We start from the raw sequence: 22,683 nt of genomic DNA, 5'->3' as shown, positions 1-22,683 counted from the left end.
GCGCGGGGCCCGCGCTGTGCGAGCTCAGGAAGGTTCTTCGGCGGTGGGGCCGGAGGTGGACGTGCTGGGGGAGGGGTAGGCGTGGGACAGGACCACGTCGAGCAGGCGGACGGCAGCGGCCTTGTCGAGCGGGTTGTTGGCGTTGCCGCACTTGGGCGACTGGACGCACGCGGGGCAGCCGGTCGCGCAGCGGCAGGAGGCGATCGCGTCGCGGGTCGCGGCGAGCCACGTCGCGCCCAGCCGGAAGCCGCGCTCCGCGAAGCCCGCGCCGCCGGGGTAGGCGTCGTGGACGAAGACGGTGGCGTGCTCGGTGTCGGCGTGCAGCGCGGTCGACAGTCCGCCCAGGTCCCAACGGTCGCACGTCGCGAGCAGGGGAAGCAGCCCGATCGACGCGTGCTCGGCGGCGTGCAGCGCTCCGGGGACGGCCTCGAGCGTCACGCCCGCGGCCTCGAGCACCTCGGCGGGGGCGGTCCACCACACGGCCGTCGTGCGCAGCGTGCGCTCCGGCAGGTCGAGCTCGCTGCTGCCCAGCACCTGCAGGTCCGGGATGCGTTTGCGCTGGTAGCCGAGGACCTGGCTGGTGACGTCGACGGCGCCGAACCCCCACGTGACGGGCCCCCACTGCACCTGCTCGTCGACCGACACGATCTCGGTCGACGTGACCCAGCGGGCCCAGGTGCCGTAGTCGACGTCGCGCCGGGTCACCAGGGCGACGCCGTCATCCAGGTGGAGGTCGTCGACGACGAACGTCAGGCCCTGGTGCACGTAGACGGCGCCGGGGTGGACGGTCGAGTCGGCCGACGCGGCGTCGACCGTGCCCAGCAGCCGGCCGGTGGCGGACTCGACCACACGCACCGGGTCGCCGCCCGTGCCGCGCAGGTCGGTGAGCCGGGACGCGGGTTCGGCGTGCGTCCAGTACCAGCCGGACGGCCGACGACGCAGCGCGCCGCGGGTCACCAGCTGGTCGAGGAGCTCGGCCGCGCTCGGCCCGAACAGGTCGAGCTCGTCGAACCGCAGAGGCTGCTCGGCGGCGGCCGCACACAGGTGCGGTGCCAGCACGTACGGGTTGGTGGGGTCGAACGTCGTCGCCTCCACCGGGACGTCGAAGATCGCCTCGGGATGGTGGACCAGGAACGTGTCGAGCGGGTCCTCGCGCGCCACCAGCGCGACGAGGCCGTCGGCCCCCGCGCGGCCGGCGCGCCCGGCCTGCTGCCACAGCGACACGCGCGTCCCCGGCCAGCCGGCGATGAGCACGGCGTCCAGGCCCGAGATGTCGACGCCCAGCTCCAGGGCGTTGGTGGTGGCCAGTGCGCGCAGGTCGCCCGTGCGGATGGCGCGCTCGAGGGCCCGGCGCTCCTCGGGCAGGTAGCCGCCGCGGTACGCCGAGACGGCGCCGGTCAGGGACGGGTCCACGTCGCGCAGGTGGTCGCGGGTCGCGGACGCCACCGACTCGGCGCCGCGGCGCGAGCGCGTGAAGGCCAGCGAGCGGGCGCCGCCCACCACCAGGTCCGTCAGCAGGTCGGCGATCTCGGCCGTCGCCGTGCGTCGGGGCCGGTCGGTTGCGTCGGCGACGAGTCGTTCGCCGGTCCCGACCGGCCCGGAGCCTTCGTCGGGCGCGGGCGCGGCCGGCAGCCACAGGTCGTCGGGCGACGGTGGTCGCGGCTCGCGCGACAGCGGGCGGCCGTCGTCGCGGCTCGCCGCGTCAGGCAGCGGGTGCGCCGCGGCCGGGACGGGCAGCGGCGTCGCCCACGGGTCGTCCTCGGGCAGCAGCTCGGACCACGGGCCGTCGCCGCCGGGCAGCTCGGGCGGCTGCCACAGCACGAACGTCTTGCGGCCGGCGGGCGACGCATCGTCGGTCACCGCCGTGACCTCGTCGGGCGACACCCCCAGCAGCCGCGCAGCGCTCGCGGCCGGGTCCGCGGTGGTCGCGGACGCGAGCACGAACACGGGCGACGAGCCGTACGCGGCGGCCAGGCGCCGCAGGCGCCGCAGCACCAGGGCGACGTGCGCGCCGAACACCCCGCGGAACGCGTGGCACTCGTCGAGCACGACGTAGCGCAGCGAGCCGAGCAGGCGCGACCAGCGTCGATGCTGCGGCAGCAGCGCGAAGTGCAGGAAGTCGGGGTTGGTGAGGACGACGTCCGCGTACTCCTGCACCCAGCGGCGCTCGTCGAGCGAGGTGTCGCCGTCGCACGTCGCCACCCGCACATCGCGTGTCTTCGCGGCCGTCAGCAGCCGGTCGAGGGCGGCGAGCTGGTCGGCCGCCAGCGCCTTCGTCGGGCACAGGTAGAGCGTGGAGCCGCGGCGAGTGACGGACTCGATGCGGCCCGGGTCCAGCAGCGCGCCCGCCGCGTCGGCCCGGATGCTCGACAGCGCCGGCAGCCAGTAGGCGAGCGACTTGCCCGAGCCCGTCGAGGTCGCGAGCACCGTGTGGCGTCCGGACCATGCGGCGTCCGCGGCGGTGACCTGGTGCGTCCACGGCCGCTCGACTCCGAGGGAGCGGTAGCCCTGCACCAGGTCGGCGTCCGCCCAGGACGGCCAGTCCGCGTGGACGCCCGCGCGCGCGGGCAGCTCGCGCACGTGCGTGATCCGGTCGGTACGACGCCCGCCGGCCGCCAGCACGTCCAGCAGGTCCACCGCCTCATCCTCGCACCCGGGCACCGGCGTCTGGGACGCTGTGCAGGTGGCGGCGCGCATCGACCTCAACTGCGACCTCGGCGAGGGGTTCGACGCGTGGGCGCCGGGCGTCGACGGGCTCGACGCGCAGCTGCTCGCGATCGTGACCAGCGCGAACGTCGCGTGCGGGTTCCACGCGGGCGACGATCGCGTGATGGCGCTCGTGTCCCGCACCGCGGCGGAGCGCGGGGTGCGCGTCGGCGCGCACGTGTCGTACCTCGACCGGGAGAACTTCGGTCGCCGGTTCGTGGACGTCGCGCCCGACGAGCTGCGCGCCCAGGTGACCCACCAGATCGGGGCCCTGCGCGCCGCCGGTGGCGCCGTGGCGTACGTCAAGCCGCACGGCGCGCTCTACAACACGGTGGTCCACCACGAGGCGCACGCCCGGGCGGTCGTCGACGGCGTGCTCGATGCCGGTGGCGCGGGCACGGGTGGCCTGCCCGTGGTCGGCCTGCCGGGCTCGGCCGTCCTCGCGTACGCCGCGTCCCGCGGGCTGCGGACGGTCACCGAGGCGTTCGCAGACCGCGGCTACCGAGCCGACGGCACGCTCGTCCCGCGCGGCGAGCCGGGCGACCTGGTCACCGACGAGGACGAGGTCGCCGCCCGCGTGGTGCGCCTCGCGGCCGAGGGTCGGGTGACCGGCGCCGACGGGCGAGACGTCGCCGTGCTCGCCGAGTCCGTGTGCGTGCACTCCGACACCCCGGGCGCCGTGGTGCTCGCGGCTCGAGTCCGCGCCGCGCTCGAGGCGGCCGGTGTGCAGGTGCGGGCGTTCGCGTGAGGCGGGCCGCCGCGCAGTGGGCCGACGCATGAGTCAGGACCCGTCGTGAAGGTCGTGCCGTTCGGCGACGACGCCGTGCTCGTCGAGCTCGCGGACCTCGCGCAGGTGCGTGCGCTCGACGACGCGGTGCGCGCCGCTCGCGCCCGCGGTGAGCTGCCCGACGTGGTCGACCAGGTGCCCGCCGCCGCGTCGCTGCTGCTGCGCGCGGCCGGGCAGGTCGACGCCGCGGTGTGGGCCGTCGCCGTCGCCCGGTGCTGGGAGGCCTCTACGCGGGGGACCGCGGGAGCGACTCTCGTCGAAGACGCGTCGTCGGCCGACACCCTCGTCGACCTGCAGGTTCGCTACGACGGGCCCGACCTGCAAGGGGTGGCGGACCTCGTCGGGATGAGCGTGGAGGAGGTCGTCGGCCGCCACACCGCCGCGACCTACACGGTCGCGTTCGGCGGGTTCATGCCCGGCTTCGCGTACCTCGTCGGGCTGGACCCGACCCTGCGCGTGCCGCGGCGGGACAGCCCGCGCGAGCGCGTCCCCGCCGGCTCGGTGGCCGTCGCCGACGAGTTCAGCGCCGTCTACCCGGCCGCGACGCCGGGCGGCTGGCAGCTGCTCGGCACGTGCGACGCGGCGCTCTGGGACGTGCATCGCGACCCGCCCGCGCTGCTGGTGCCGGGGATGCGCGTGCGGTTCGTGCGGGTGGAGCGATGACCCGCCTGCAGGTGCTCGCGCCGGGCATGCAGACGCTGGTGCAGGACCTCGGCCGGCCGGGGTGGGCGCACGTGGGTGTGGGGCGGTCGGGTGCGGCCGACGTCGAGGCGCTGCGGCTCGCGAACCGGCTCGTCGCCAACCCCGAGGACGCGGCGGGGCTCGAGGTGCTGCTCGGCGGACTGGAGGTGCGCGCGGAAGGTCCGGTCACGGTCGCGCTGACCGGTGCGCACGGCCCCGCCTGGGTCGAGGGCGTACCCGTCGGCCACGGCGCGGTGCTGGAGCTTCCCGCGGGGGCGGTGCTGCGCGTCGGCCTCGCGGCGCGCGGGCTGCGCACCTACGTGGCGGTGCGCGGCGGGCTCGCCACGGCGCGCGAGCTCGGCTCGCGCTCGTCGGAGCTGCACGCCGGCCTGGGGCACGCCGCGCTCGCGGCCGGCGACGTCCTGCCCGTCGGGCCCGCGCCGGTGGACCTGCCGGTCGTCGACCTCGCGCCCGTGCCGCCCTGGCCCGACGAGGTCGTCGTCCCGTTGCTCCCCGGCCCGCACGCCGACTGGTTCGACGACGCGGTCGCCGCCCTGACGGCGCCCGGCGGCTACCGCGTCACACCCGCGACCGACCGCGTCGCCGTCCGCCTCGACGGCCCACCGCTGCGCCGGACCCCGGAGAATGCCGGTCGCGAGCTTGCTCCGATCGGCCTGGTCCCCGGCGCGGTCCAGATCCCACCCGACGGCATGCCCATCGTCTTCGGCCCTGACCACCCGGTGACGGGCGGCTACCCGGTCGCCGCCGTCGTCGGCCGAGCAGGCATGGCCGCGCTCGCGCAGGTCCGCCCCGGCGACCCGATCAGATTCGCCCGCGGCTGAACAATCCCCGTCACTGCGCTTTCTGGGCAGGGAGCGGGTCACCGATCACGACCACCGTGCGTGGAGAGTCGAGCTTCTTGCCCTTCGTCGCCGTCACCTCGACCTCGGCGTAGGGCCATGCCATGAATGCGTCGAGCTCGACGTCGTCGCACGCGACGACATGGACGTCGTCGTCCAGACCCAGCGGCTCGCCGGCGCTCAGCGTCACCTGCCGAGAGACGTCGTCGTTTCCGACCAGGAAGCCGACCACCTTGCCGTCGTTGCCGACCAGTGCGGCCCGCCCCGCACCGGGAACGGTCGCGGTCGACTCGCGGTCCGCGCTGAGCAGCTCGTGCCACATCGGGTCGAAGCTGCCCGTCAGCGTCAGGCCGAGGGCATCGGGCTTGGCGTCGGCAGTCACGCCGATCGGCTCGCCGCACCAGAACAGGCCCGCTGCCGGACCGAGTGCGGCTGCCCGCTGCGCGGGTGTCATCGCGTCGTAGTCGGGGCTGGGCGTGACGTCGTCGGGATCTGCCTGGGCGGTCGCGGTCGGGGCCGCGCGCGGTGTCGCCGCAGGCCCCGGGACGCCGTCCGGGTCCACGACGAGCGGCAGCTTCGTCGATGCGCGCGCGTGCCTCTCGCCGTTGCTGCCGTCCCCGACGACGTAGCCGGCCGTCTGCACCACGACGAGCTCGTACGCGCCCGCTCGGAGCGTGGTGGCGCCGTTCCCTGTCGGGTACTGCGCGCAGGACGCGAGGCGCACCTCGCGGTCGTCCGTGAGCGGAAAGGGTCCGGCGGTGAACGACGCGGCACCGATCGAGTCCAGCTCGTCCAGCGGTGGGACGAACTGGCCCTCGCCGACGCCCACGACCGTGCCGTCGTCGTCGGTCACGTAGACCTGCAGGCCGTAGGACCAGGCGCCGACGCCGGTCGGCCCGGTCGTCACGGTGTGCAGGTCGATCGCCTGGCCCGACCCGGGACCCAGCGTCGCGGACAGCGAGATGTCGCCCGCCGTCTCCAGCACGCCCTGCACGGGCTTGCCGCAGGCGCTGAACTGGCCGGGCCAGTCACCGGTCGCCTGCGTCTGGACGAACGAGCGACCGAGCGTGCCCGGCGTGACGACCGCGGCGACGACGAGCGCGGCGACGCCGGCGACGACGCCGGTGCGGATGCGTCGGCGACGCCGGATCCGGGTGCGGACCAGGTCCACGGGGACGGTGTAGCGTCGCGCGGCCGACGAGTGCTCGGCCTGCGGCAGCGCGTCGTCGAGTGGGTTGCTCATGGCTGCTCCTTCCCGGGCGTGCCGGTCTGCGTCGTCGCTGTCGTCGTCGGGCGTGTCGAACGCGTCGCGAGCACCGGCACGTCGTCCGACGCGTCGGGGAACGACTCGCCGAGCAGGTGCGTGAGCTTGGCGGTCGCGGTGGACAGGTAGCGCTTGACGGTGCCGTCGGCGAGCGACATCCGCGCCGCGACCTCGGGGACGGTCAGGTCCTCGCAGTAGCGAAGCACGGCGGCGACGCGCTCCTGCGGGGCGAGCGTGGCCAACGCGGTCCGGACGTCGACGACCGCCGCCGCGGCATGCACCGGGTCGGGGGCGTGGTCGTCGTGCCCGACGAGGTGCCGCACGCGTGACCATCGCTGCGTGCGCCGGACGCCGTCCAGGTAGCAGGTCAGGATCGCGCGGCGGACGTACCGCTCCGCGTCGTCGGGCGTGAACCCCGACCGGCGCCGCGCGAACGTGCGGACCAGTGCGTCCTGCACCAGGTCCTCGGCGGCGCGCGCGTCGCCGGACACCAGGTAGGCGTAGCCGAACAGCGCCCGCCCGCGTTCGCGGGCCAGCACCGCCAGGTCGTCGTCCACGCGTCTCCGTCCGTCGGCGCCACGGCAGGGTCGGGCGACCCTGTCACCAGCCTCAGACGTGCGGCGGGCGCAAATCGTTGTAGACGGTAGCCAGGTCGATCGCCCGAGCGGGCCGCAACGACACGCCGTGGGTCGTGAGCGCGGTCGCGCCTGAACCCGGGCGCCGCGGGACCTTCGTCCCTGAGGGGACCGAGATACGGGCATAGAAATTCCCACATCTTGTGGTCGCCGTCGGGGTTGACCACCACATGATGCGGAGGTCGGGCAGATGGAGCGCGTGGTCGTGGACGTCGGGGCGACGGTCGACGAGTACCTGGACCGCAGCGACTGGCGCGTCAACGCCAACGCCAACCAGGGATACTCGCTGGGCGGGCTCATCCTCAACACCGCCGGCAAGGTGATCGCCAACTACTGGCTGAGCCAGATCTACCCGCCGGCCGTCGGCGCCGCGCACCGCGAGGGCGACCTGCACATCCACGACCTCGACATGCTCAGCGGCTACTGCGCGGGCTGGTCGCTGCGGACCCTGCTCCAGGAGGGACTGGGTGGAATCACCGGCAAGGTCGACGCACGCCCGGCCAAGCACTTCAGCGCGGCCATCGGGCAGATCGTCAACTTCCTCGGGACGATGCAGAACGAGTGGGCCGGCGCGCAGGCGTTCAGCAGCTTCGACACGTACCTGGCCCCGTACGTCCGCACGGACGCACTGACGTACGCGCAGGTCAGGCAGGGCATCCAGGAGCTCGTCTACAACCTCAACGTGCCCAGCCGGTGGGGGACGCAGACGCCGTTCACCAACCTCACGTTCGACTGGGTGTGCCCCGCGGACCTGGCCGACCAGGTGCCGTTCGTCGGCGGGCAGCCCTGCGACTTCACGTACGGCGACCTGCAGGCGGAGATGGACGTCATCAACCGCGCGTACATGGAGGTCATGACGGAGGGGGACGCGAGCGGCCGCGTGTTCACGTTCCCCATCCCGACCTACAACATCACGCGCGACTTCGACTGGGACAGCCCGAACGCCGACCGGCTGTTCGCGATGACCGCGCGCTACGGGCTGCCCTACTTCCAGAACTTCATCAACTCGGAGATGGACCCGGGCGACGTGCGGTCCATGTGCTGCCGGTTGCAGCTGGACCTGCGCGAGCTGCTCAAGCGCGGCAACGGGCTGTTCGGGTCGGCCGAGCAGACCGGGTCGATCGGCGTGGTGACCGTGAACTGCGCGCGCCTGGGCTACCTGCACGCGGGCGACGAGGCGGGGCTGCTGGCGCGGCTCGACGAGCTGCTCGACCTGGCGCGGACCAGCCTGGAGCTCAAACGCGAGGTGATCGCCCAGCTGCTGGACGACGGCCTGTTCCCGTACACGCGGCGCTACCTTCCCTCGCTCGACAACCACTTCTCGACGATCGGCGTCAACGGCATCAACGAGCTGGTCCGCAACTTCACCGCCGACGCCTACGACATCACGGACCCGCGCGGGCACGCGATGGCGCTGCGGCTGCTCGAGCACGTGCGGGGGCGGATGGTCGAGCTCCAGGAGGAGACCGGCCACCTGTACAACCTCGAGGCGACGCCGGCAGAGGGGACCACGTACCGGTTCGCCAAGGAGGACCGGGCGCGCTGGCCGCAGATCCTGCAGGCAGGGACCGAGGAGAACCCGTACTACACCAACTCCTCCCAGCTGCCGGTGGGGTTCACCGAGGACCCGTTCGAGGCGCTGACCAGGCAGGACGAGCTGCAGACGAAGTACACCGGCGGCACGGTGCTGCACCTGTACATGGCCGAGCGGCTGTCATCGCCGGATGCGTGCCGCTCGCTGGTCCGCCGCGCGCTCGAGACGTTCCGACTGCCGTACCTGACCGTGACGCCGACGTTCTCCATCTGCCCGTCGCACGGGTACCTGGCCGGCGAGGTGCACGCGTGCCCGACGTGCGGGGGAGCGTGCGAGGTGTGGACGCGGGTGATGGGCTACCACCGGCCCGTGAGCTCGTTCAACGTGGGCAAGCGCGGTGAGCACGCGCAGCGCACGCCCTTCCGGGAGCCGGTGCTGGTGTGAGCGGCCAGCAACCCGCCGCCGGACCCGCTGCGTGGACCGGCGCCGAGCTGCTCGCGATCGCCGGGCTGACGCCGCTGTCGACGTGCGACTGGCCCGGGCGCCTGGTCGCGACGGTGTTCCTGCAGGGTTGCCCGTGGCGGTGCACGTACTGCCACAACGCGGGGATCCTGGACCCGCGGGTGCCCGGCGTGGTGCCGTGGCAGGACGTGCGTGACCTGCTCGGACGTCGGCGCGGGCTGCTCGACGGCGTCGTGTTCTCCGGCGGCGAGCCCACCCGGCAGGCGGCGCTCATCCACGCGGCACGTGAGGTCCGGGCGTCCGGGTTCGGGGTCGCGCTGCACACGGCGGGCGCCTACCCGGCGGCGCTGCGCCGCGTGCTCCCGCACGTCGACTGGGTCGGGCTCGACATCAAGGCGCCCGCGCGCCTCTACGACGCGATCACCCGCCGCGCCGGCGCCGAGCCCGCGTTCGCGTCGTTGCGCCTGGTCCTCGACGCGGGCGTGGACGTGCAGGTGCGCACCACGATGGATCCGACCGTCCTGTCGGTCGCCGACGTCGCCGAGCTGACCGCCCAGCTCACGGCCCTCGGCGTGCGCGAGCACGTGCTGCAAGTGGTCCGTCCGGACGGCACGACGAGCGAGTACCGGGCCGCCCTCGCCGCGCTGACGCGCTGAACGGTGGGTCCCCCGGCACGACCGGCCGCGAGATGTCCGCAAAATAGTCGCCCGCGAGCCATCGGCCTGCGGCTTTTGCGTGGCTAGACTGCCCGGGTCCGGCGGCAACGGGGCCGCGGGCACGGGCGTGATCGGGGGGTCACGCCTTGATCCGAGGAGGATGCATGGTCGAGCTCGGTTCCACGAGCATCACGATCGTCGCCGTGATCGCGGTGGTCGCGGTCGTCGCGCTCGTGATCGCGGCAGTGCTACGCCGCCAGGTGCTCGCGGCCGGCGAGGGCACCACGTCGATGCAGGACATCGCGAAGGCGGTGCAGGAGGGGGCGTCGGCGTACCTGAACCGCCAGTTCCGCACCCTCGCGCTGTTCGCGGTGGTGGTGTGCGCGTTGCTGTTCCTGCTGCCGGGCGACGGCGGCGTGAAGGTCGGTCGGTCCATCTTCTTCCTGGTCGGCGCCGGGTTCTCCGCGTCGATCGGCTTCCTGGGCATGTGGCTCGCGACGCGCGCCAACCTGCGCGTCGCCGCGGCCGCCTCGCAGCCCGGAGGCCGGGCCGAGGGGGCGCGCATCGCGTTCCGCACCGGCGGAGTCGTCGGCATGTCGGTGGTCGGCCTGGGCCTGCTCGGCGCAGCGGGCGTCGTGCTCATCTACCGCGAGGAGGCGCCCTCGGTGCTCGAGGGTTTCGGCTTCGGCGCGGCGCTGCTGGCGATGTTCATGCGCGTCGGCGGCGGCATCTTCACCAAGGCGGCCGACGTGGGCGCCGACCTGGTCGGCAAGGTCGAGCAGGGCATCCCCGAGGACGACCCGCGCAACGCCGCCACCATCGCGGACAACGTGGGCGACAACGTCGGCGACTGCGCCGGCATGGCGGCCGACCTGTTCGAGTCCTACGCCGTGACGCTGGTCGCCGCACTCATCCTCGGCAAGGCCGCGTTCGGCGAGCAGGGGCTCGTGTTCCCGCTCATCGTCACCGCCGTCGGCGCGCTCGTCGCCGTGCTGGGCGTCGCGATCACCAAGGTCCGCGGCTCTGAGTCGGGCCTGGCGGCCATCAACCGCGGCTTCTACATCTCCGCCGTGATCGGCGTGGTGCTGGCGGCGATCGCGGCGTTCGTCTACCTGCCGTCCTCCTTCGCGGACTTCACCGGTGGCGGCCTGGCGGACCACGACGGCGACCCGCGGCTCATCGCGTCGGCCGCCGTCGCCATCGGCGTCGTGCTGGCGGGCGTGATCCTGTGGGTCACGGGTTACTTCACGGGCACGACGAGCAAGCCGACGCTGCACGTCGCGGCGACCACCCGCACCGGCGCGGCCACCGTGATCTTGTCCGGCATCGGGGTCGGCTTCGAGTCCGCCGTCTACACCGCGGGCATCATCGCGGCCGCCATCTGCGGCGTGTTCCTCATCGCGGGCGGCTCGATCGGCCTGTCGCTGTTCCTCATCGCGCTGGCCGGCTGCGGCCTGCTCACCACGGTGGGCGTCATCGTGGCGATGGACACGTTCGGCCCGGTCAGCGACAACGCGCAGGGCATCGCGGAGATGTCCGGCGACGTCACCGAGGAGGGCGCGCAGATCCTCACCGACCTGGACGCCGTCGGGAACACGACGAAGGCCGTCACCAAGGGCATCGCGATCGCGACGGCCGTGCTCGCCGCGACCGCGCTCTTCGGTTCCTATGCCGACGCGGTGGCCGTCAAGCTGGCAGACGTCCAGGGGACCGGCGGTGCGCTCAGCGACATCACCGAGGCGATGCTCAACTACTCGATCATCAGCCCCGTCACCCTCGTCGGCGTGATCCTGGGCGGCGCGACCGTGTTCCTCTTCTCAGGCCTGGCCGTCGACGCGGTGACCCGCGCGGCCGGCGCGATCGTCTTCGAGGTGCGTCGCCAGTTCCGCGACCACCCCGGGATCATGACGTACGAGGAGCGTCCGGAGTACGGCCGTGTCGTGGACATCTGCACGCGCGACTCGTTGCGCGAGCTGGCCACCCCCGGCCTGCTCGCCGCGTTCGCACCGATCGCCGTGGGCTTCGGCCTGGGCATCGGCCCACTCGCCGGCTTCCTGGCCGGCGCGATCGGCGCGGGCGTGCTCATGGCCGTGTTCCTGGCCAACTCCGGCGGCGCGTGGGACAACGCGAAGAAGATCGTCGAGGACGGCCACTACGGCGGCAAGGGATCGGCGGCGCACGAGGCGGCGATCATCGGCGACACCGTCGGAGACCCGTTCAAGGACACCGCCGGCCCGGCCATCAACCCGCTGCTCAAGGTCATGAACCTGGTCAGCGTGCTGATCGCCCCGGCCATCGTCGTGGTGACCGTCGGCGAGGACGCCAACACGGGGCTGCGCCTCGGCATCGCGGTCGTCGCCGCGCTCATCGCGTTCGGAGCCGTCATCGCGTCCCGGCTGCGGGCGGCGCGCGTGGACCGCGAGAACGAGCGGGACCAGGTCCCGGCGCAGGACGCACTGGTCCCCTGATGTGATGCAGCGACGGTCCCGGAGCTCGGCTCCGGGACCGTCGCTGTGTTTCCCCGCACGGGCGCGGGCGCGCAGCGGGGCGTCGTCAGTTGTGCGGGTCGACGCCCGTGGGGTCTGTGGGGTAGATCTTCGCCGGGGTGTCGTCCTGTGTCGCGCCCTGCGGGGGAGGTTCGTGGCCCTCATCGGGCGCCGGGTTCGCCTCGGGGATCGGCGGCACGTCGACAGGGGAGTCGTCGTAGTCGTGGCCGGGGTTCGTGTCGGGCATGGTCGCTCCGTTCGTCGGGTATCGAGCCACTGTGGGCCTCGCCCGGCTCGTACGCACCCGGAGTGACAGGCTGCCCCGTGGGAGAAGATCGGCACATGACCTCGCCGCCGCGCGCCACCAGCCATGTCGTCGTGCTCGTCGGGCGTGGGGCGTACGGCGACCCGTGGCACGACCACGCGGGGACGTCGGACGCGATCGCGCAGGTGCTGCGCGCGGACGGCCACGACGTGAGCGTCCGCAGCGCCTTTCCCGACGCGCTCGACGACGTCATGCCCGACCTGCTGGTCGTCAACGCAGGCGCGGGGCCGCGGACGGACGAGGACCACACGCGCCTGCACGACCGCCGCGACGCGCTGGTCCGCGCCGGGACCGCCGTGCTCGCCGTCCACCAGGCCGCGAACACGTTCGGCGACGACCCGCGCTGGGCCGCGACGCTCGGCGGCCGGTGGGTGGAGGGGACGTCGTGGCACCCGGAGATCGGGCAGGCGACGTTCGCTGCCGACGGCGCGCACCCCGTGAGCGCCGGGCTGGGAACGGTCGCCGCGCACGACGAGCGCTACTGCGACCTCGTCGTCGACGACGCGGTCCGCGTGTTCCTGCGCACGCACGTCGACGGCCGCGAGCACCCGATCGCGTGGACTCACGGCGAACGCGTCGTCTACGACGCGACGGGCCACGACCCGCGCGCCTACGCAGCACCCGACCGGCGTGAGCTGCTGCGCCGCGAGGTCGCCTGGCTGCTGCGGGACTAGCGAGCGGGCGTCCACCCCAGCGCCGGCGCGACGGAGGTCGCGACGTTCTCCAGGATGCGGCGGCTCATGGCCGGCGTGGCGTTCGCGGGCAGCACGACGTCCAGACCCGTCGCCTCGCGCAGCGCGACGTCGGCGGACAGGCTGTCGACGACGGCCGACGAGGGCCCGTGGTGCGTGGGGCTGAACACGCCGAACCCGCCCTGCTTCGGGCGTCCACGGGCGTCGAAGCGGCCCGCGTACCAGGCGATGTAGTCGGCGAACAGGTCGTCGTCCGCGCGCGTGACGCTCGGGAGGACGATGCGGCCGGCGACGACCCTCGGCGTCCGCCCGGGGACGTCGAACGCGTCGCGGTAGGCCAGGATCTGGTCGCGCTGACCCTCCTCGAAGGAGCGCCCGTCGTCGTCGGTGTTGAGCGTCGAGACCAGCAGGTCCATGCCCTGCTGCGCGGTTCGGACGGCGGTCGACACCGATCCCGGCCCGTACCAGACACGGTCGGCGAGGCCCGGGCTCTGGGGCGTCACGACGAGCGGCGTGCCCGGTTCGGCGATCGGGAAGCCGGACTCGGGTGAGTGCGCGACGGGCTTGCCGGCCAGGGCCGAGCGCAGACGCGCGATCCGGCGTTGCGCCTCGTCGTCGAACGACCCCTCGCTCGCGCCGTACACACCGTCGAGCAGCGCCGCCGCCGGCTTGATGCCGCCCGCCAGCCCCAGCTCCAGGCGGCCGCCCGAGAGCAGGTCGACCGTCGCGGCGTCCTCCGCGGCGGCGATCGGGTCGACGTACCGCATCGGCAGCACGGCCGTGCCGAACCGGATCCGCGACGTCGCCTGCCCGATCGCGCCGAACAACGTGAACGGGGAGGACAGAAACCGCTCCAGGTGGCGCACGCGCACCCAGCCGATGTCGTAGCCGAGCTCCTCGGCGAACCGGAACAGGTCGACGGCGTCGCGCAGGGACGCGGCGGCGCCGGCGGGATCGTCGTACGGGACGAAGGTGAGGAAGCTGAGCTCGAGGCGGGTCACGCGCGCAGGGTAGGGCCGACGACGCCCCCACGCCGAAGCCCGGGCTCGGGCGTCCACCTGTCGGACACGGCGCGCGTCCCGGACAATGGCCGCATGACGCCGCAGCCCGATCCCACCCTCGTCGACCGGCTCCGTGACGACCTCGCGACGACCGGGTTCTCCGTCGTCGGCGTCGAGGAGCTGATCGGCCCGATGGCGGCCGACGCGCTGCACCGCGAGGAGTCGGTGCCGGCGCGCCGGGCGCTCGCCGAGTCGAACGACCCGCTCGCCGCGCTCGTCGGCGCGTTCCTGCTGGGCGCCACGGTCGACGTCGCGGACCTCGACGAGGCGCTTCCGACGCTGGGGGTCGACGGCGCGGAACAGCTGGGGTTGGTGGAGTCGGACGGCGACGACGTGCGCGCGCTCGTCGACCTGCGCCCGTACGCGGCGCTCGACGGCCAGGTCGACGGGCCGTCGGGCGAGCAGGGCGAGGTGGACTGGTGGATCGCGTCCGACCTGGGCGAGCTGGCCACGGGGAGCGCGCTGCGCACCGACCACGTCCTGGGCGTGGGGGGAGCGTCGACGACGTTGGCGCAGGTCACGATCCGTCCGCAGGTGGGACGCGTGCTCGACCTAGGGACGGGCTGCGGCATCCAGGCCCTGCACGCCTCGCGGCACGCGCGGCACGTCGTCGCCACCGACATCTCGCAGCGGGCGCTGGACTTCGCGCGGTTCAACGCCGCGCTGGCGGGGGCCACGCTGGACCTGCGGCTGGGGTCGATGCTGGAGCCCGCGGTGGGTGAGGCCTTCGACCTGGTGGTCAGCAACCCGCCGTTCGTCATCACGCCGCGTTCCGCCGACGTGCCCGCCTACGAGTACCGCGACGGCGGCCGGTCCGGCGACGCCATCGTGCGCGAGCTGATCACGGGGGTCGGGGCCGTGCTCGCGCCCGGCGGCGTCGCGCAGCTGCTGGGCAACTGGGAGGTCCGCCGCGGCGAGTCGTGGGACGAGCGCGTCGGGCAGTGGCTCGACGAGTCCGGCCTGGACGGCTGGGTGGTGCAGCGCGAGCTGCAGGACCCGGCGCAGTACGCCGAGACGTGGATCCGCGACGGTGGCACGACGCCCGAGCGAGAGCCCGACGCGTGGCGCGCGCGGTACGGCGCGTGGCTCGACGACTTCGCGTCGCGTGACGTCGAGTCTGTCGGCTTCGGCATCGTCACGTTGCGCAAGCCCACCGGAGCCGTCACCCTGCGCCGGCTCGAGGAGGTCACGGGCACGGTCCAGCAGCCGTTGGGTCCGGCCATCGCAGCCGCCCTGGACGCGCACGCATGGCTCGCGGAGCGCGACGACGCCGCGCTGGCCGCCGCCCGCCTCGTCGTCGCCCCGGACGTCACCGAGGAGCGCTACCTGACCCCGGGTGCCGTCGACCCGCAGGTGGTGCTGCTGCGCCAGGGCGGCGGGTTCGGCCGCGCGGTGCAGGCCGGCACGGCGCTCGCGGGCCTCGTCGGCGCGTGCGATGGCGACCTCTCGGTCGGCCAGATCGTCGGCGCGCTGGCCGCGCTCCTCGGGGTGGCGGCCGACGACGTCGCCGCCGACGTGCTGCCGAGCGTGCGGGGCCTGGTCCGCGACGGGCTGCTGACCACCGCCTGAATCGATTCCGACCTGCAGATTCATAGGCTGCGCATAGGTTCCTGAGAGCACCTCACCAGGTCGCCTTCCTACGGTCGTCGAGGTTTCCCAAGACACCGTGAGGAAGAGCATGCGCGCGCGCTGGAGAAGGACTCGGCCCTGGGCCCGGGTCGTGGCAGGAATCGTGGTCCTGGCGGTCGTCGCCACCGGAGCCTGGTGGCTGTGGTGGCGCGACCCCACGTCTGCGCAGGCCCAGGGGCCGACGACGCGGACGGTCGAGGCGAGCCTGACGACGATGCAGAAGACCGTCACCGGTACCGGGACCCTCGAGCCCACGGTGGACGAGGACGTGAGCTTCGCGGTCTCCGGCACCGTCACCAAGGTCTACGTCGCCGCCGGTGACACGGTGAAGAAGGGCCAGAAGCTGGCCGCCGTGGACACCATGAACCTCGACGCCGACGTCCTGGACGCGAAGTCGACGCTCGCGCAGGCCCGGGCGAAGCTCGACGACCTCGACGACGCCGCCGACGGCTCGGACTCCTCCGACGCGCAGATCGCCGCCGCGCAGGCGCAGGTCGACGTGGCACAGTCAGCCGTCGACGACGCGAAGGACGCGGTCGACGACGCGGTGCTGAAGGCGCCCGTCGCCGGCCTGGTCACGACGGCCGACCTGGAGGTCGGCGACGTCGTCTCGAGCTCCGGCTCGAGCAGCTCGTCGGGCTCGGGCTCGTCGGCGGGCGGCGCGAGCGCGGGCGGCGGCGCTCAGAGCGGCGGTCAGACGAGCTCGTCGAGCGCGACGTCCTCCAGCACGGCTCCCTTCACCATCGTCGGCACGGGCGCCTGGCAGGTCGAGACGACGGTCAGCGAGACCGACGTCGCGAACGTCGCCGCCGGCGACCAGGTCGAGCTGACGTCCGACGACCTCACGGACACCCTGTACGGCACCGTCTCGTCGGTCGGGCTCGTCTCGACCAGCACGTCCGGTGTGGCGTCGTACCCGGTCGTCGTCGCCATCACGGGCGACACGACCACGCTGCACGACGGCACGAGCGTCGACGTCTCGATCATCTACCAGCGCCGCGCCGACGTGCTCACCGTCCCTGCTCTGGCCGTGACCACCAGCGGCGACACGAGCACGGTCACCACGCAGGCAGGCGACGGCACGCAGAAGAAGGTCACCGTCAAGACCGGCGAGACGTCCGGCAACCTCGTCGAGATCACCTCCGGCCTGTCCGAGGGCGACTCGGTGGTGCTGGCGACGTTCACGCCCGGAAGCGGCAACGGGCAGTCGGGCCAGCGTGGCCAGGGCGGCTACGGCGGGTTCGGCGGCGGCGAGCTGCCCGGCGGCGGGAACATCCCCGAGGGCGGCTTCCCGGGTGGGTTCTCGGGTGGCGGCCAGGGCGGCTACCAGGGCGGTGGCCGCAATGGCTGACCTGTTCCCGACGTTCACCATGGAGCCGGCCCCGCAGCCGGACGACGTCCCCGTCATCGAGCTCGTCGGCGCCCGCAAGACGTACCGCACCGGCAGCATCGAGTTCGAGGCGCTGCGCGGCATCGACCTGCGGATCGAGCAGGGCGAGTACGTCGCCGTCATGGGCCCGTCCGGGTCCGGCAAGTCGACGCTCATGAACATCATCGGCTGCCTCGACACGCTCACGGAGGGCGAGTACCGCCTGGCCGGCGAGGACATCGAGCAGCTCGACGAGGTCGACCTGGCGCAGATCCGCAACCAGCGCATCGGCTTCGTCTTCCAGCAGTTCCACCTGCTGCCGTCGCTGTCCTCGCAGCGCAACGTCGAGCTCCCGCTCATGTACCGCGAGGTGCCCGTGGCGGTCCGGCGCGACCGGGCGGTCGCCGCGCTCCAGCGCGTCGGCCTCGGCGACCGCACGGCCAACCGGCCGGGCGAGCTGTCCGGTGGGCAGCAGCAGCGCGTCGCGGTCGCCCGTGCGCTCGTCGGGGAGCCGGCCCTCCTGCTGGCCGACGAGCCCACGGGCAACCTGGACTCGGCGTCCACCGACGAGGTCCTGGGCCTGCTCGACGAGCTGCACGCGCAGGGCCGCACGATCGTGCTGATCACGCACGAGCTCGAGGTCGCGCAGCACGCGCGCCGCATCGTGTGGGTCCGCGACGGCCTCATCCAGTCCGACGAGGTGATCGACCGGTGAGCTGGCTCGAGACCCTCCGGACGGGCTGGTCGGCCGTCCGGTCCCACGGCCTGCGCTCGGCCCTGACCGTGCTGGGCATCCTCATCGGCATCGCCGCGGTGATCCTCACCGTCGGCCTGGGCCTGGGCACGCAGAAGGACGTCAGCGCGCAGATCAGCTCGCTCGGCTCCAACCTGCTCATCGTCACGCCCGGCTCGAGCACCGGCACCGACGGCGTGCGCGGCGGCTTCGGCTCCGCTGCGACGCTGACGCGGTCCGACGCGGAGGCCCTCGGCTCGACGACCAACGCGCCCGACGTCGGCGCCGTGGCCCCCGAGAAGACGACGTCGCTGAGCCTGGAGGCCAACGACACCAACTGGACCACGTCGGTGACGGGCACGACGCCGGACTGGCTCGACGTCCGCTCCCGGACGCTCGAGACCGGCTCGTTCCTCACCGACGCCGACGACACGGACCGGTCCAAGGTCGTCGTCCTGGGGTCGGAGACGGCCACGGAGCTGTTCGGGACGACGCGCGTCGTCGGGCAGAGCATCACGATCAACGACGACGACTACCAGGTGATCGGCGTGCTCGCGGCGCAGGGCGCCAGCGGGTCCGACGACCTCGACGACGTGGCCCTCGTGCCGCTGTCGACGGCGTCCGAGGAGCTCGTCGGCGGGTTCTCCCGCAACTCGGTGTCCACGATCTACGTGCAGGCGGCGTCCACCGACCAGCTGTCGGCGGCCAACCAGGAGGTCACCAACCTCCTGCTCAACCTGCACGGCATCACCGACGCCGACTCGGCCGACTTCACCGTCAGCTCGCAGGACGCGTTGGTCTCCACGGCCACCGCGGTCTACCGGACGCTGACCGTGCTGCTCACGGGCATCGCCGGACTGTCCCTGCTGGTCGGCGGCATCGGCGTCATGAACATCATGCTCGTGTCCGTCACCGAGCGGACCCGGGAGATCGGTCTGCGCAAGGCGCTCGGCGCCCCGCCGTGGGCGATCCGCCGACAGTTCCTGGTCGAGGCGTCCGTGCTCGGCCTGGCGGGCGGAGTCATCGGCGCCGCGCTCGGGATCCTCGCGGCGCACGTGCTGCCCGGCCTGCTCGACACGTCGATCGTCGTGTCCGGTGCGGCCGTGGCCGGCTCGGTCGTCGTGGCCGTCGGCATCGGGCTCGTCTTCGGCGTGTACCCCGCGACGCGGGCCGCGCGCCTGACCCCCATCGACGCGCTGAGGTCCGAGTGACCGCGCGCGCATCCACCCCTTCCACCACCGACGACTCGTCGAGGAGCATCACGATGTCCACGTTGAACACCCGCCCGCAGCGCCGGGCCACCCGTCGCACGCTCGCGCTGTGCGTCCCGCTCGCCGCGGCAGCGCTCGTCCTCGCCGGCTGCTCGTCGGGTTCGTCGGACGGCTCCGACGCCCCCGCCGCAGCCTCCGGCGAGAACCAGAACAACGACCAGCAGGCCCAGGGCGGACAGCAGGGCCAGGGCGGTCAGGGCGGCGGCCAGCAGGGCGGCGGCACCAGCGGCACCGTCGCGCAGGTGGGCGACAAGACCATGCAGGTGCGCGACGACGACGGCCAGACGACCGTCACCTGGAGCAGCGACACCACGTTCTCCGCGACGTCGACGGGCTCGCTCGACGACGTCAAGGTCGGCTCGTGCGTCGTCGCGATCACGGGCCAGACGGGCGGCGCCCCCGGTGACGACGCGAGCGCGTCGGCGTCGTCCGACGACAGCGCGAGCACGGCCGCGCGCACCGTGGCGATCACCGCCGCGGGCGACGACGGCACGTGCGCCGCCGGCGGCGGGTTCGGCGGCGGGTTCCGCGGCGGCAACGGCGGCCAGAACGGTGAGCAGCCCGGTGGGATGCCGACCGACATGCCGACCGACATGCCCCGTCCGACCGACGGCGCCACGGGCATGCCCGGCGGCGGCCGCGGCGGGTTCGGAGGCTTCACGTCCGGCAAGGTCACCGCGGTGTCCGGCGACACGATCACGGTCGACGCGGTGACGCCCAGCACCGACGGCGGCGACGCCACCACCGAGAGCAAGACGGTGACCGTCGACTCCTCGACCACATTCACGACGACCGCGAAGTCGACCGCCAAGTCGCTCAAGGTCGACGCGTGCGTCCAGGTCAACGGCAAGGCCGACACCAAGGGCGCCGTCGCGGCCACGCGCGTGACCATCTCCCAGCCGACCGACGGCAGCTGCACCACCGGCTTCGGCGGCTTCGGCGGCGGCCGCGGCGGTAACGGCGGGCAGGGCAACGGCCAGGGCCGCGACCAGCAGGACGGGACGCAGGGCGGCAGCAATGCGTGACTCCACCCGCCCGGCGTCGAAGGCGGCGGCCCGGCGTCGCTCGCGTCGTCGCCGCTTCGCGATCATCACGGCTGTCGCGGTCGTCCTTGCGACCCTCGTCGGCGGCGGTGTCGCGCTCGCGGCCGGCCGCAGCGAGGGTGACCGGTACCGCACGGCCACGGCATCGCTCGGCTCGGTCACGCAGCGGGTCGACGCGGTCGGCACCGTCTCGTCGGCCGCCCGCCGGGACGCGGCCTTCGCCGTGGCCGGCACGGTCAAGAAGGTCGACGTCGAGGTCGGCGACAAGGTCGACGCGGGCGACACCCTCGCGACCCTCGACAAGAGCGACCTACAGGCGGACGTCGACGCGGCCGAGGCCGACCTGGCGGACGCCGAGCAGCAGCTCCAGGACGACCTGGACTCGCAGACGTCGACGACGAGCACGACGAGCAGCACGACGTCGACCGCGGCCACGGCCACGTCGGCGTCGTCGATGCAGGCCGCGACGATCTCCGACGGGGTCCTGCGCGCGTCGACGACCCCGACGGTCTCCTCGGCCGTCTACACGGCGTCGGCCTCGACCACGCCGACGACGACGGCGGCGGCAACCACGGCAGCGACGACGACCACGACCAGCAGCGACGACGTCGACGACGCCCTCGCGGCGGTCGAGAAGGCCCAGGACGCGCTGCTCACGCAGTACACGGCAGTCACCAAGCAGCTGACCGCCAGCGGCGACGCGGTCGACTCCGAGGCGGCGGCCTGCAAGGCGTTCCTCGCGGTCACCGACACCTCGCAGGCATCGTCGACCGGTGACGTCCTGACCATCACGCCGGGCACCGCGGCCGCGGGCTCCGCCGTCAAGGTGAGCGCGTCGGGCGTCTCCGGATCCGACCCCGTGCAGATCGTGCTGAAGTCGACCGGCGCCGTGCTCGCGGAGGTGACGCCGGACGGTGGCTCGTTCACCGTCGGCGTCGTCATCCCGAGCAGCGTCGGGACCGGCGAGGATGCGCTGCAGCTCGTGAGCGCCGGTAGCACGGTCTCGTCGACCAAGGTCACGATCACGGCCGCGAAGGACAGCACCGTCGCGGACGCCCTGGCCACCTGCCAGCGGGCGATCGACGACACCCTCGACGCGCAGCAGGACGTCGGCGCGGGCCAGGACAAGCTCATGGACCTGGCCAAGGACCTCGACGACGCCGTCAGCGCCCTGTCCGACGCGGTGGACGCCGCGTCGACCGACTACGGCGGATCGACCGACGGCGGCACGACGCCGACCCCGGCACCGACACCGACGCCCAGCGCGTCGTCCGACCCGTCGGGCGGCAAGACCGGCGGCAAGACCGGCGGCAAGAACGGCGGCTCGACGGACGGCGGGACGACCGACGGCGGCACGCCGAACGGCAAGCCCGGCACGACGGACGACGGCGGCACCGGCAACGGCACGCCGAACGGTGGTACACCGAACGGCACGACCGGCGGCACGGACGACGGCGGCACGGGCAACGGCGGCACCGGCGGGAGCGGCACCGGCGGCACCGGCGGGACCGGCACCGGCGGGACAGGCGGCGGGGGCGAGACCGCCAAGGTCGCGTCCGCGGCGGACATCGTGGCCGACCGGGCCGCGATCGACGTGGCCGAGCAGGACGTCGACATCGCGAAGAGCCAGCTCGCGCTGGTGACGCTGACGAGCCCGATCTCGGGCACGGTCGCCGCCGTGGACCTCGCCAAGGGCGACTCGGTGCAGGCCGGCTCGACGACGGCGGTGATCACCGTCGTCGGCGGCACGGGGTACACCGTGAGCACCACCGTCCCGCTCGGCTCGATCGACGTGGTCAAGGTGGGGCAGTCGGCCGCCGTGACGGTCCGCAGCACCGACGAGGCGCTCACGGGCACCGTGTCCAGCATGGGTGTCACGAACGTCTCGACCAGCAGCTCGACCCCGTCGTACGCGGTGGACCTCGAGGTCGACACCGACACGCAGCTCTACGACGGCTCGTCCGCGCAGGTGCGGATCGAGGTGGCCGGCGGCGCGAAGGTGCTGACGGTCCCCACCTCCGCGGTCCACATGGACGGGTCGCAGGCGTCGGTGCAGGTGCTGTCCGGCGACAGCGTGAAGTCGGTCGACGTGACCCGCGGGGCGGTCGGCAGCGAGCTGACCGAGATCACCAAGGGCCTGACGCAGGGGCAGAAGGTGGTCCTCGCCGACCTGAAGGAGCCGATGGAGTCGGGCGACGACAGCTCGTCGGGCGGCCTGTCGGGCCTGGGCGGCTCGTCCGACCAGCAGCGCGGCGCCGGCAGCTTCCAGGGTGGCCCGCCCGGAGGCGGCAACTTCGGTGGCGGCAACTTCGGCGGTGGCGGCAACCGCTGACCCGTTGAGCCCACCCACCTGCAACGTCCGAGCACGTGGCTGCCATAGCGACCGCTTGCTCGGACGTTGCGGGGTTCGGGTGCCGGTTGTCGCTAGGCTCGCGACGGCGTCGTCGCACGCCGCGGGCGGCACCATGCACGCGGCGCGACGCAAGGAT

The 22,683-nt window shown here is 73.5% G+C and carries 18 protein-coding genes; 13 read left to right on the top strand and 5 right to left on the bottom strand.

Going from position 1 to position 22,683, the window contains the following annotated elements; translation table 11 throughout:
* Positions 1-24 precede the first annotated feature (24 nt).
* Positions 25-2,697, bottom strand: coding sequence for a DEAD/DEAH box helicase (locus IC607_RS00845; protein WP_191785107.1), 2,673 nt, complete (start codon positions 2,695-2,697; stop codon positions 25-27).
* Between IC607_RS00845 and IC607_RS00840 the strand changes: the two genes are divergently transcribed.
* Genes IC607_RS00840 through IC607_RS00830 form a run of 3 tightly spaced genes read left to right on the top strand, consistent with a single transcriptional unit; the run spans position 2,678 to position 5,016 of the window.
* Positions 2,678-3,454, top strand: a complete 777-nt coding sequence (locus IC607_RS00840) for a LamB/YcsF family protein (protein WP_370525934.1) — start codon at positions 2,678-2,680, stop codon at positions 3,452-3,454. The two genes, IC607_RS00845 and IC607_RS00840, sit on opposite strands and share 20 nt — an antisense overlap.
* Before the next feature lie 45 nt (positions 3,455-3,499).
* Positions 3,500-4,156: an allophanate hydrolase subunit 1 gene (locus IC607_RS00835; protein WP_191785106.1), complete on the top strand. Its 657-nt coding sequence runs from the start codon at positions 3,500-3,502 to the stop codon at positions 4,154-4,156.
* Entirely contained in the window at positions 4,153-5,016 is an 864-nt protein-coding gene (locus tag IC607_RS00830) for a biotin-dependent carboxyltransferase family protein (RefSeq protein ID WP_191785105.1), read from the top strand. Before IC607_RS00835 ends, IC607_RS00830 begins: the two co-directional genes overlap by 4 nt.
* 10 nt (positions 5,017-5,026) lie before the next feature.
* Here IC607_RS00830 and IC607_RS00825 read toward each other — a convergent pair whose 3' ends face one another.
* Together IC607_RS00825 and IC607_RS00820 are read right to left on the bottom strand one after the other, a co-directional pair.
* Positions 5,027-6,277: a hypothetical protein gene (locus IC607_RS00825; RefSeq protein WP_191785104.1), complete on the bottom strand. Its 1,251-nt coding sequence runs from the start codon at positions 6,275-6,277 to the stop codon at positions 5,027-5,029.
* On the bottom strand, positions 6,274-6,855 hold the full coding sequence (locus tag IC607_RS00820) for a sigma-70 family RNA polymerase sigma factor (RefSeq protein WP_370525933.1): 582 nt from the start codon (positions 6,853-6,855) through the stop codon (positions 6,274-6,276). The genes IC607_RS00825 and IC607_RS00820 overlap by 4 nt, the downstream gene beginning before the upstream one ends.
* Before the next feature lie 268 nt (positions 6,856-7,123).
* Here IC607_RS00820 and IC607_RS00815 point away from each other — a divergent pair, with 268 nt between their 5' ends.
* From IC607_RS00815 to IC607_RS00805, 3 genes are all read left to right on the top strand, one after another.
* A complete protein-coding gene (locus IC607_RS00815) occupies positions 7,124-8,911 on the top strand; it encodes a ribonucleoside triphosphate reductase (protein WP_191785102.1) in 1,788 nt (595 codons plus the stop codon).
* Complete coding sequence (locus IC607_RS00810) at positions 8,908-9,585, top strand: anaerobic ribonucleoside-triphosphate reductase activating protein (protein ID WP_191785101.1); 678 nt, start codon at positions 8,908-8,910, stop codon at positions 9,583-9,585. The genes IC607_RS00815 and IC607_RS00810 overlap by 4 nt, the downstream gene beginning before the upstream one ends.
* Positions 9,586-9,749: 164 nt before the next feature.
* Positions 9,750-12,053: a sodium-translocating pyrophosphatase gene (locus IC607_RS00805; protein WP_191785100.1), complete on the top strand. Its 2,304-nt coding sequence runs from the start codon at positions 9,750-9,752 to the stop codon at positions 12,051-12,053.
* Between the two features lie 85 nt (positions 12,054-12,138).
* On the opposite strand, the gene IC607_RS00800 is transcribed toward IC607_RS00805, so the two are convergent.
* Complete coding sequence (locus IC607_RS00800; protein WP_191785099.1) at positions 12,139-12,318, bottom strand: hypothetical protein; 180 nt, start codon at positions 12,316-12,318, stop codon at positions 12,139-12,141.
* Positions 12,319-12,413: 95 nt separating this feature from the next.
* Here IC607_RS00800 and IC607_RS00795 point away from each other — a divergent pair, with 95 nt between their 5' ends.
* Positions 12,414-13,070 (top strand): ThuA domain-containing protein, encoded by a 657-nt coding sequence (locus IC607_RS00795; protein WP_191785098.1) that lies wholly within the window; start codon positions 12,414-12,416, stop codon positions 13,068-13,070.
* Here the strand turns inward: IC607_RS00795 and IC607_RS00790 are convergent.
* Positions 13,067-14,089, bottom strand: coding sequence for an LLM class flavin-dependent oxidoreductase (locus IC607_RS00790; RefSeq protein ID WP_191785097.1), 1,023 nt, complete (start codon positions 14,087-14,089; stop codon positions 13,067-13,069). The genes IC607_RS00795 and IC607_RS00790 overlap by 4 nt on opposite strands.
* A 93-nt stretch (positions 14,090-14,182) precedes the next feature.
* Here IC607_RS00790 and IC607_RS00785 point away from each other — a divergent pair, with 93 nt between their 5' ends.
* The 6 genes from IC607_RS00785 to IC607_RS00760 all read left to right on the top strand — a co-directional run bounded on the left by IC607_RS00785 (position 14,183) and on the right by IC607_RS00760 (position 22,526).
* Positions 14,183-15,718: a methyltransferase gene (locus tag IC607_RS00785; protein ID WP_191785096.1), complete on the top strand. Its 1,536-nt coding sequence runs from the start codon at positions 14,183-14,185 to the stop codon at positions 15,716-15,718.
* A 151-nt stretch (positions 15,719-15,869) separates the two neighbouring features.
* Positions 15,870-17,129 (top strand): efflux RND transporter periplasmic adaptor subunit, encoded by a 1,260-nt coding sequence (locus tag IC607_RS00780; protein ID WP_370525932.1) that lies wholly within the window; start codon positions 15,870-15,872, stop codon positions 17,127-17,129.
* Positions 17,122-17,862 carry an ABC transporter ATP-binding protein gene (locus IC607_RS00775; RefSeq protein ID WP_225224278.1) on the top strand — a complete coding sequence of 247 codons (741 nt, stop codon included), beginning with the start codon at positions 17,122-17,124 and terminating at the stop codon, positions 17,860-17,862. Before IC607_RS00780 ends, IC607_RS00775 begins: the two co-directional genes overlap by 8 nt.
* The gene (locus IC607_RS00770) at positions 17,859-19,091 is read left to right on the top strand and encodes an ABC transporter permease (protein ID WP_191785094.1); all 1,233 of its coding nucleotides are present in this window, start codon (positions 17,859-17,861) and stop codon (positions 19,089-19,091) included. Before IC607_RS00775 ends, IC607_RS00770 begins: the two co-directional genes overlap by 4 nt.
* 53 nt (positions 19,092-19,144) lie before the next feature.
* Positions 19,145-20,176, top strand: a complete 1,032-nt coding sequence (locus tag IC607_RS00765; protein WP_191785093.1) for a DUF5666 domain-containing protein — start codon at positions 19,145-19,147, stop codon at positions 20,174-20,176.
* On the top strand, positions 20,169-22,526 hold the full coding sequence (locus tag IC607_RS00760) for an HlyD family efflux transporter periplasmic adaptor subunit (protein WP_191785092.1): 2,358 nt from the start codon (positions 20,169-20,171) through the stop codon (positions 22,524-22,526). The genes IC607_RS00765 and IC607_RS00760 overlap by 8 nt, the downstream gene beginning before the upstream one ends.
* Positions 22,527-22,683 lie beyond the last annotated feature (157 nt).

This window comes from Cellulomonas sp. JH27-2, assembly GCF_014837175.1.
Classification (GTDB): Bacteria; Actinomycetota; Actinomycetes; order Actinomycetales; family Cellulomonadaceae; genus Cellulomonas.
The sequence above is the reverse complement of the archived record's forward strand: the minus strand, read 5'-3'. Positions and strand labels throughout refer to the sequence as shown.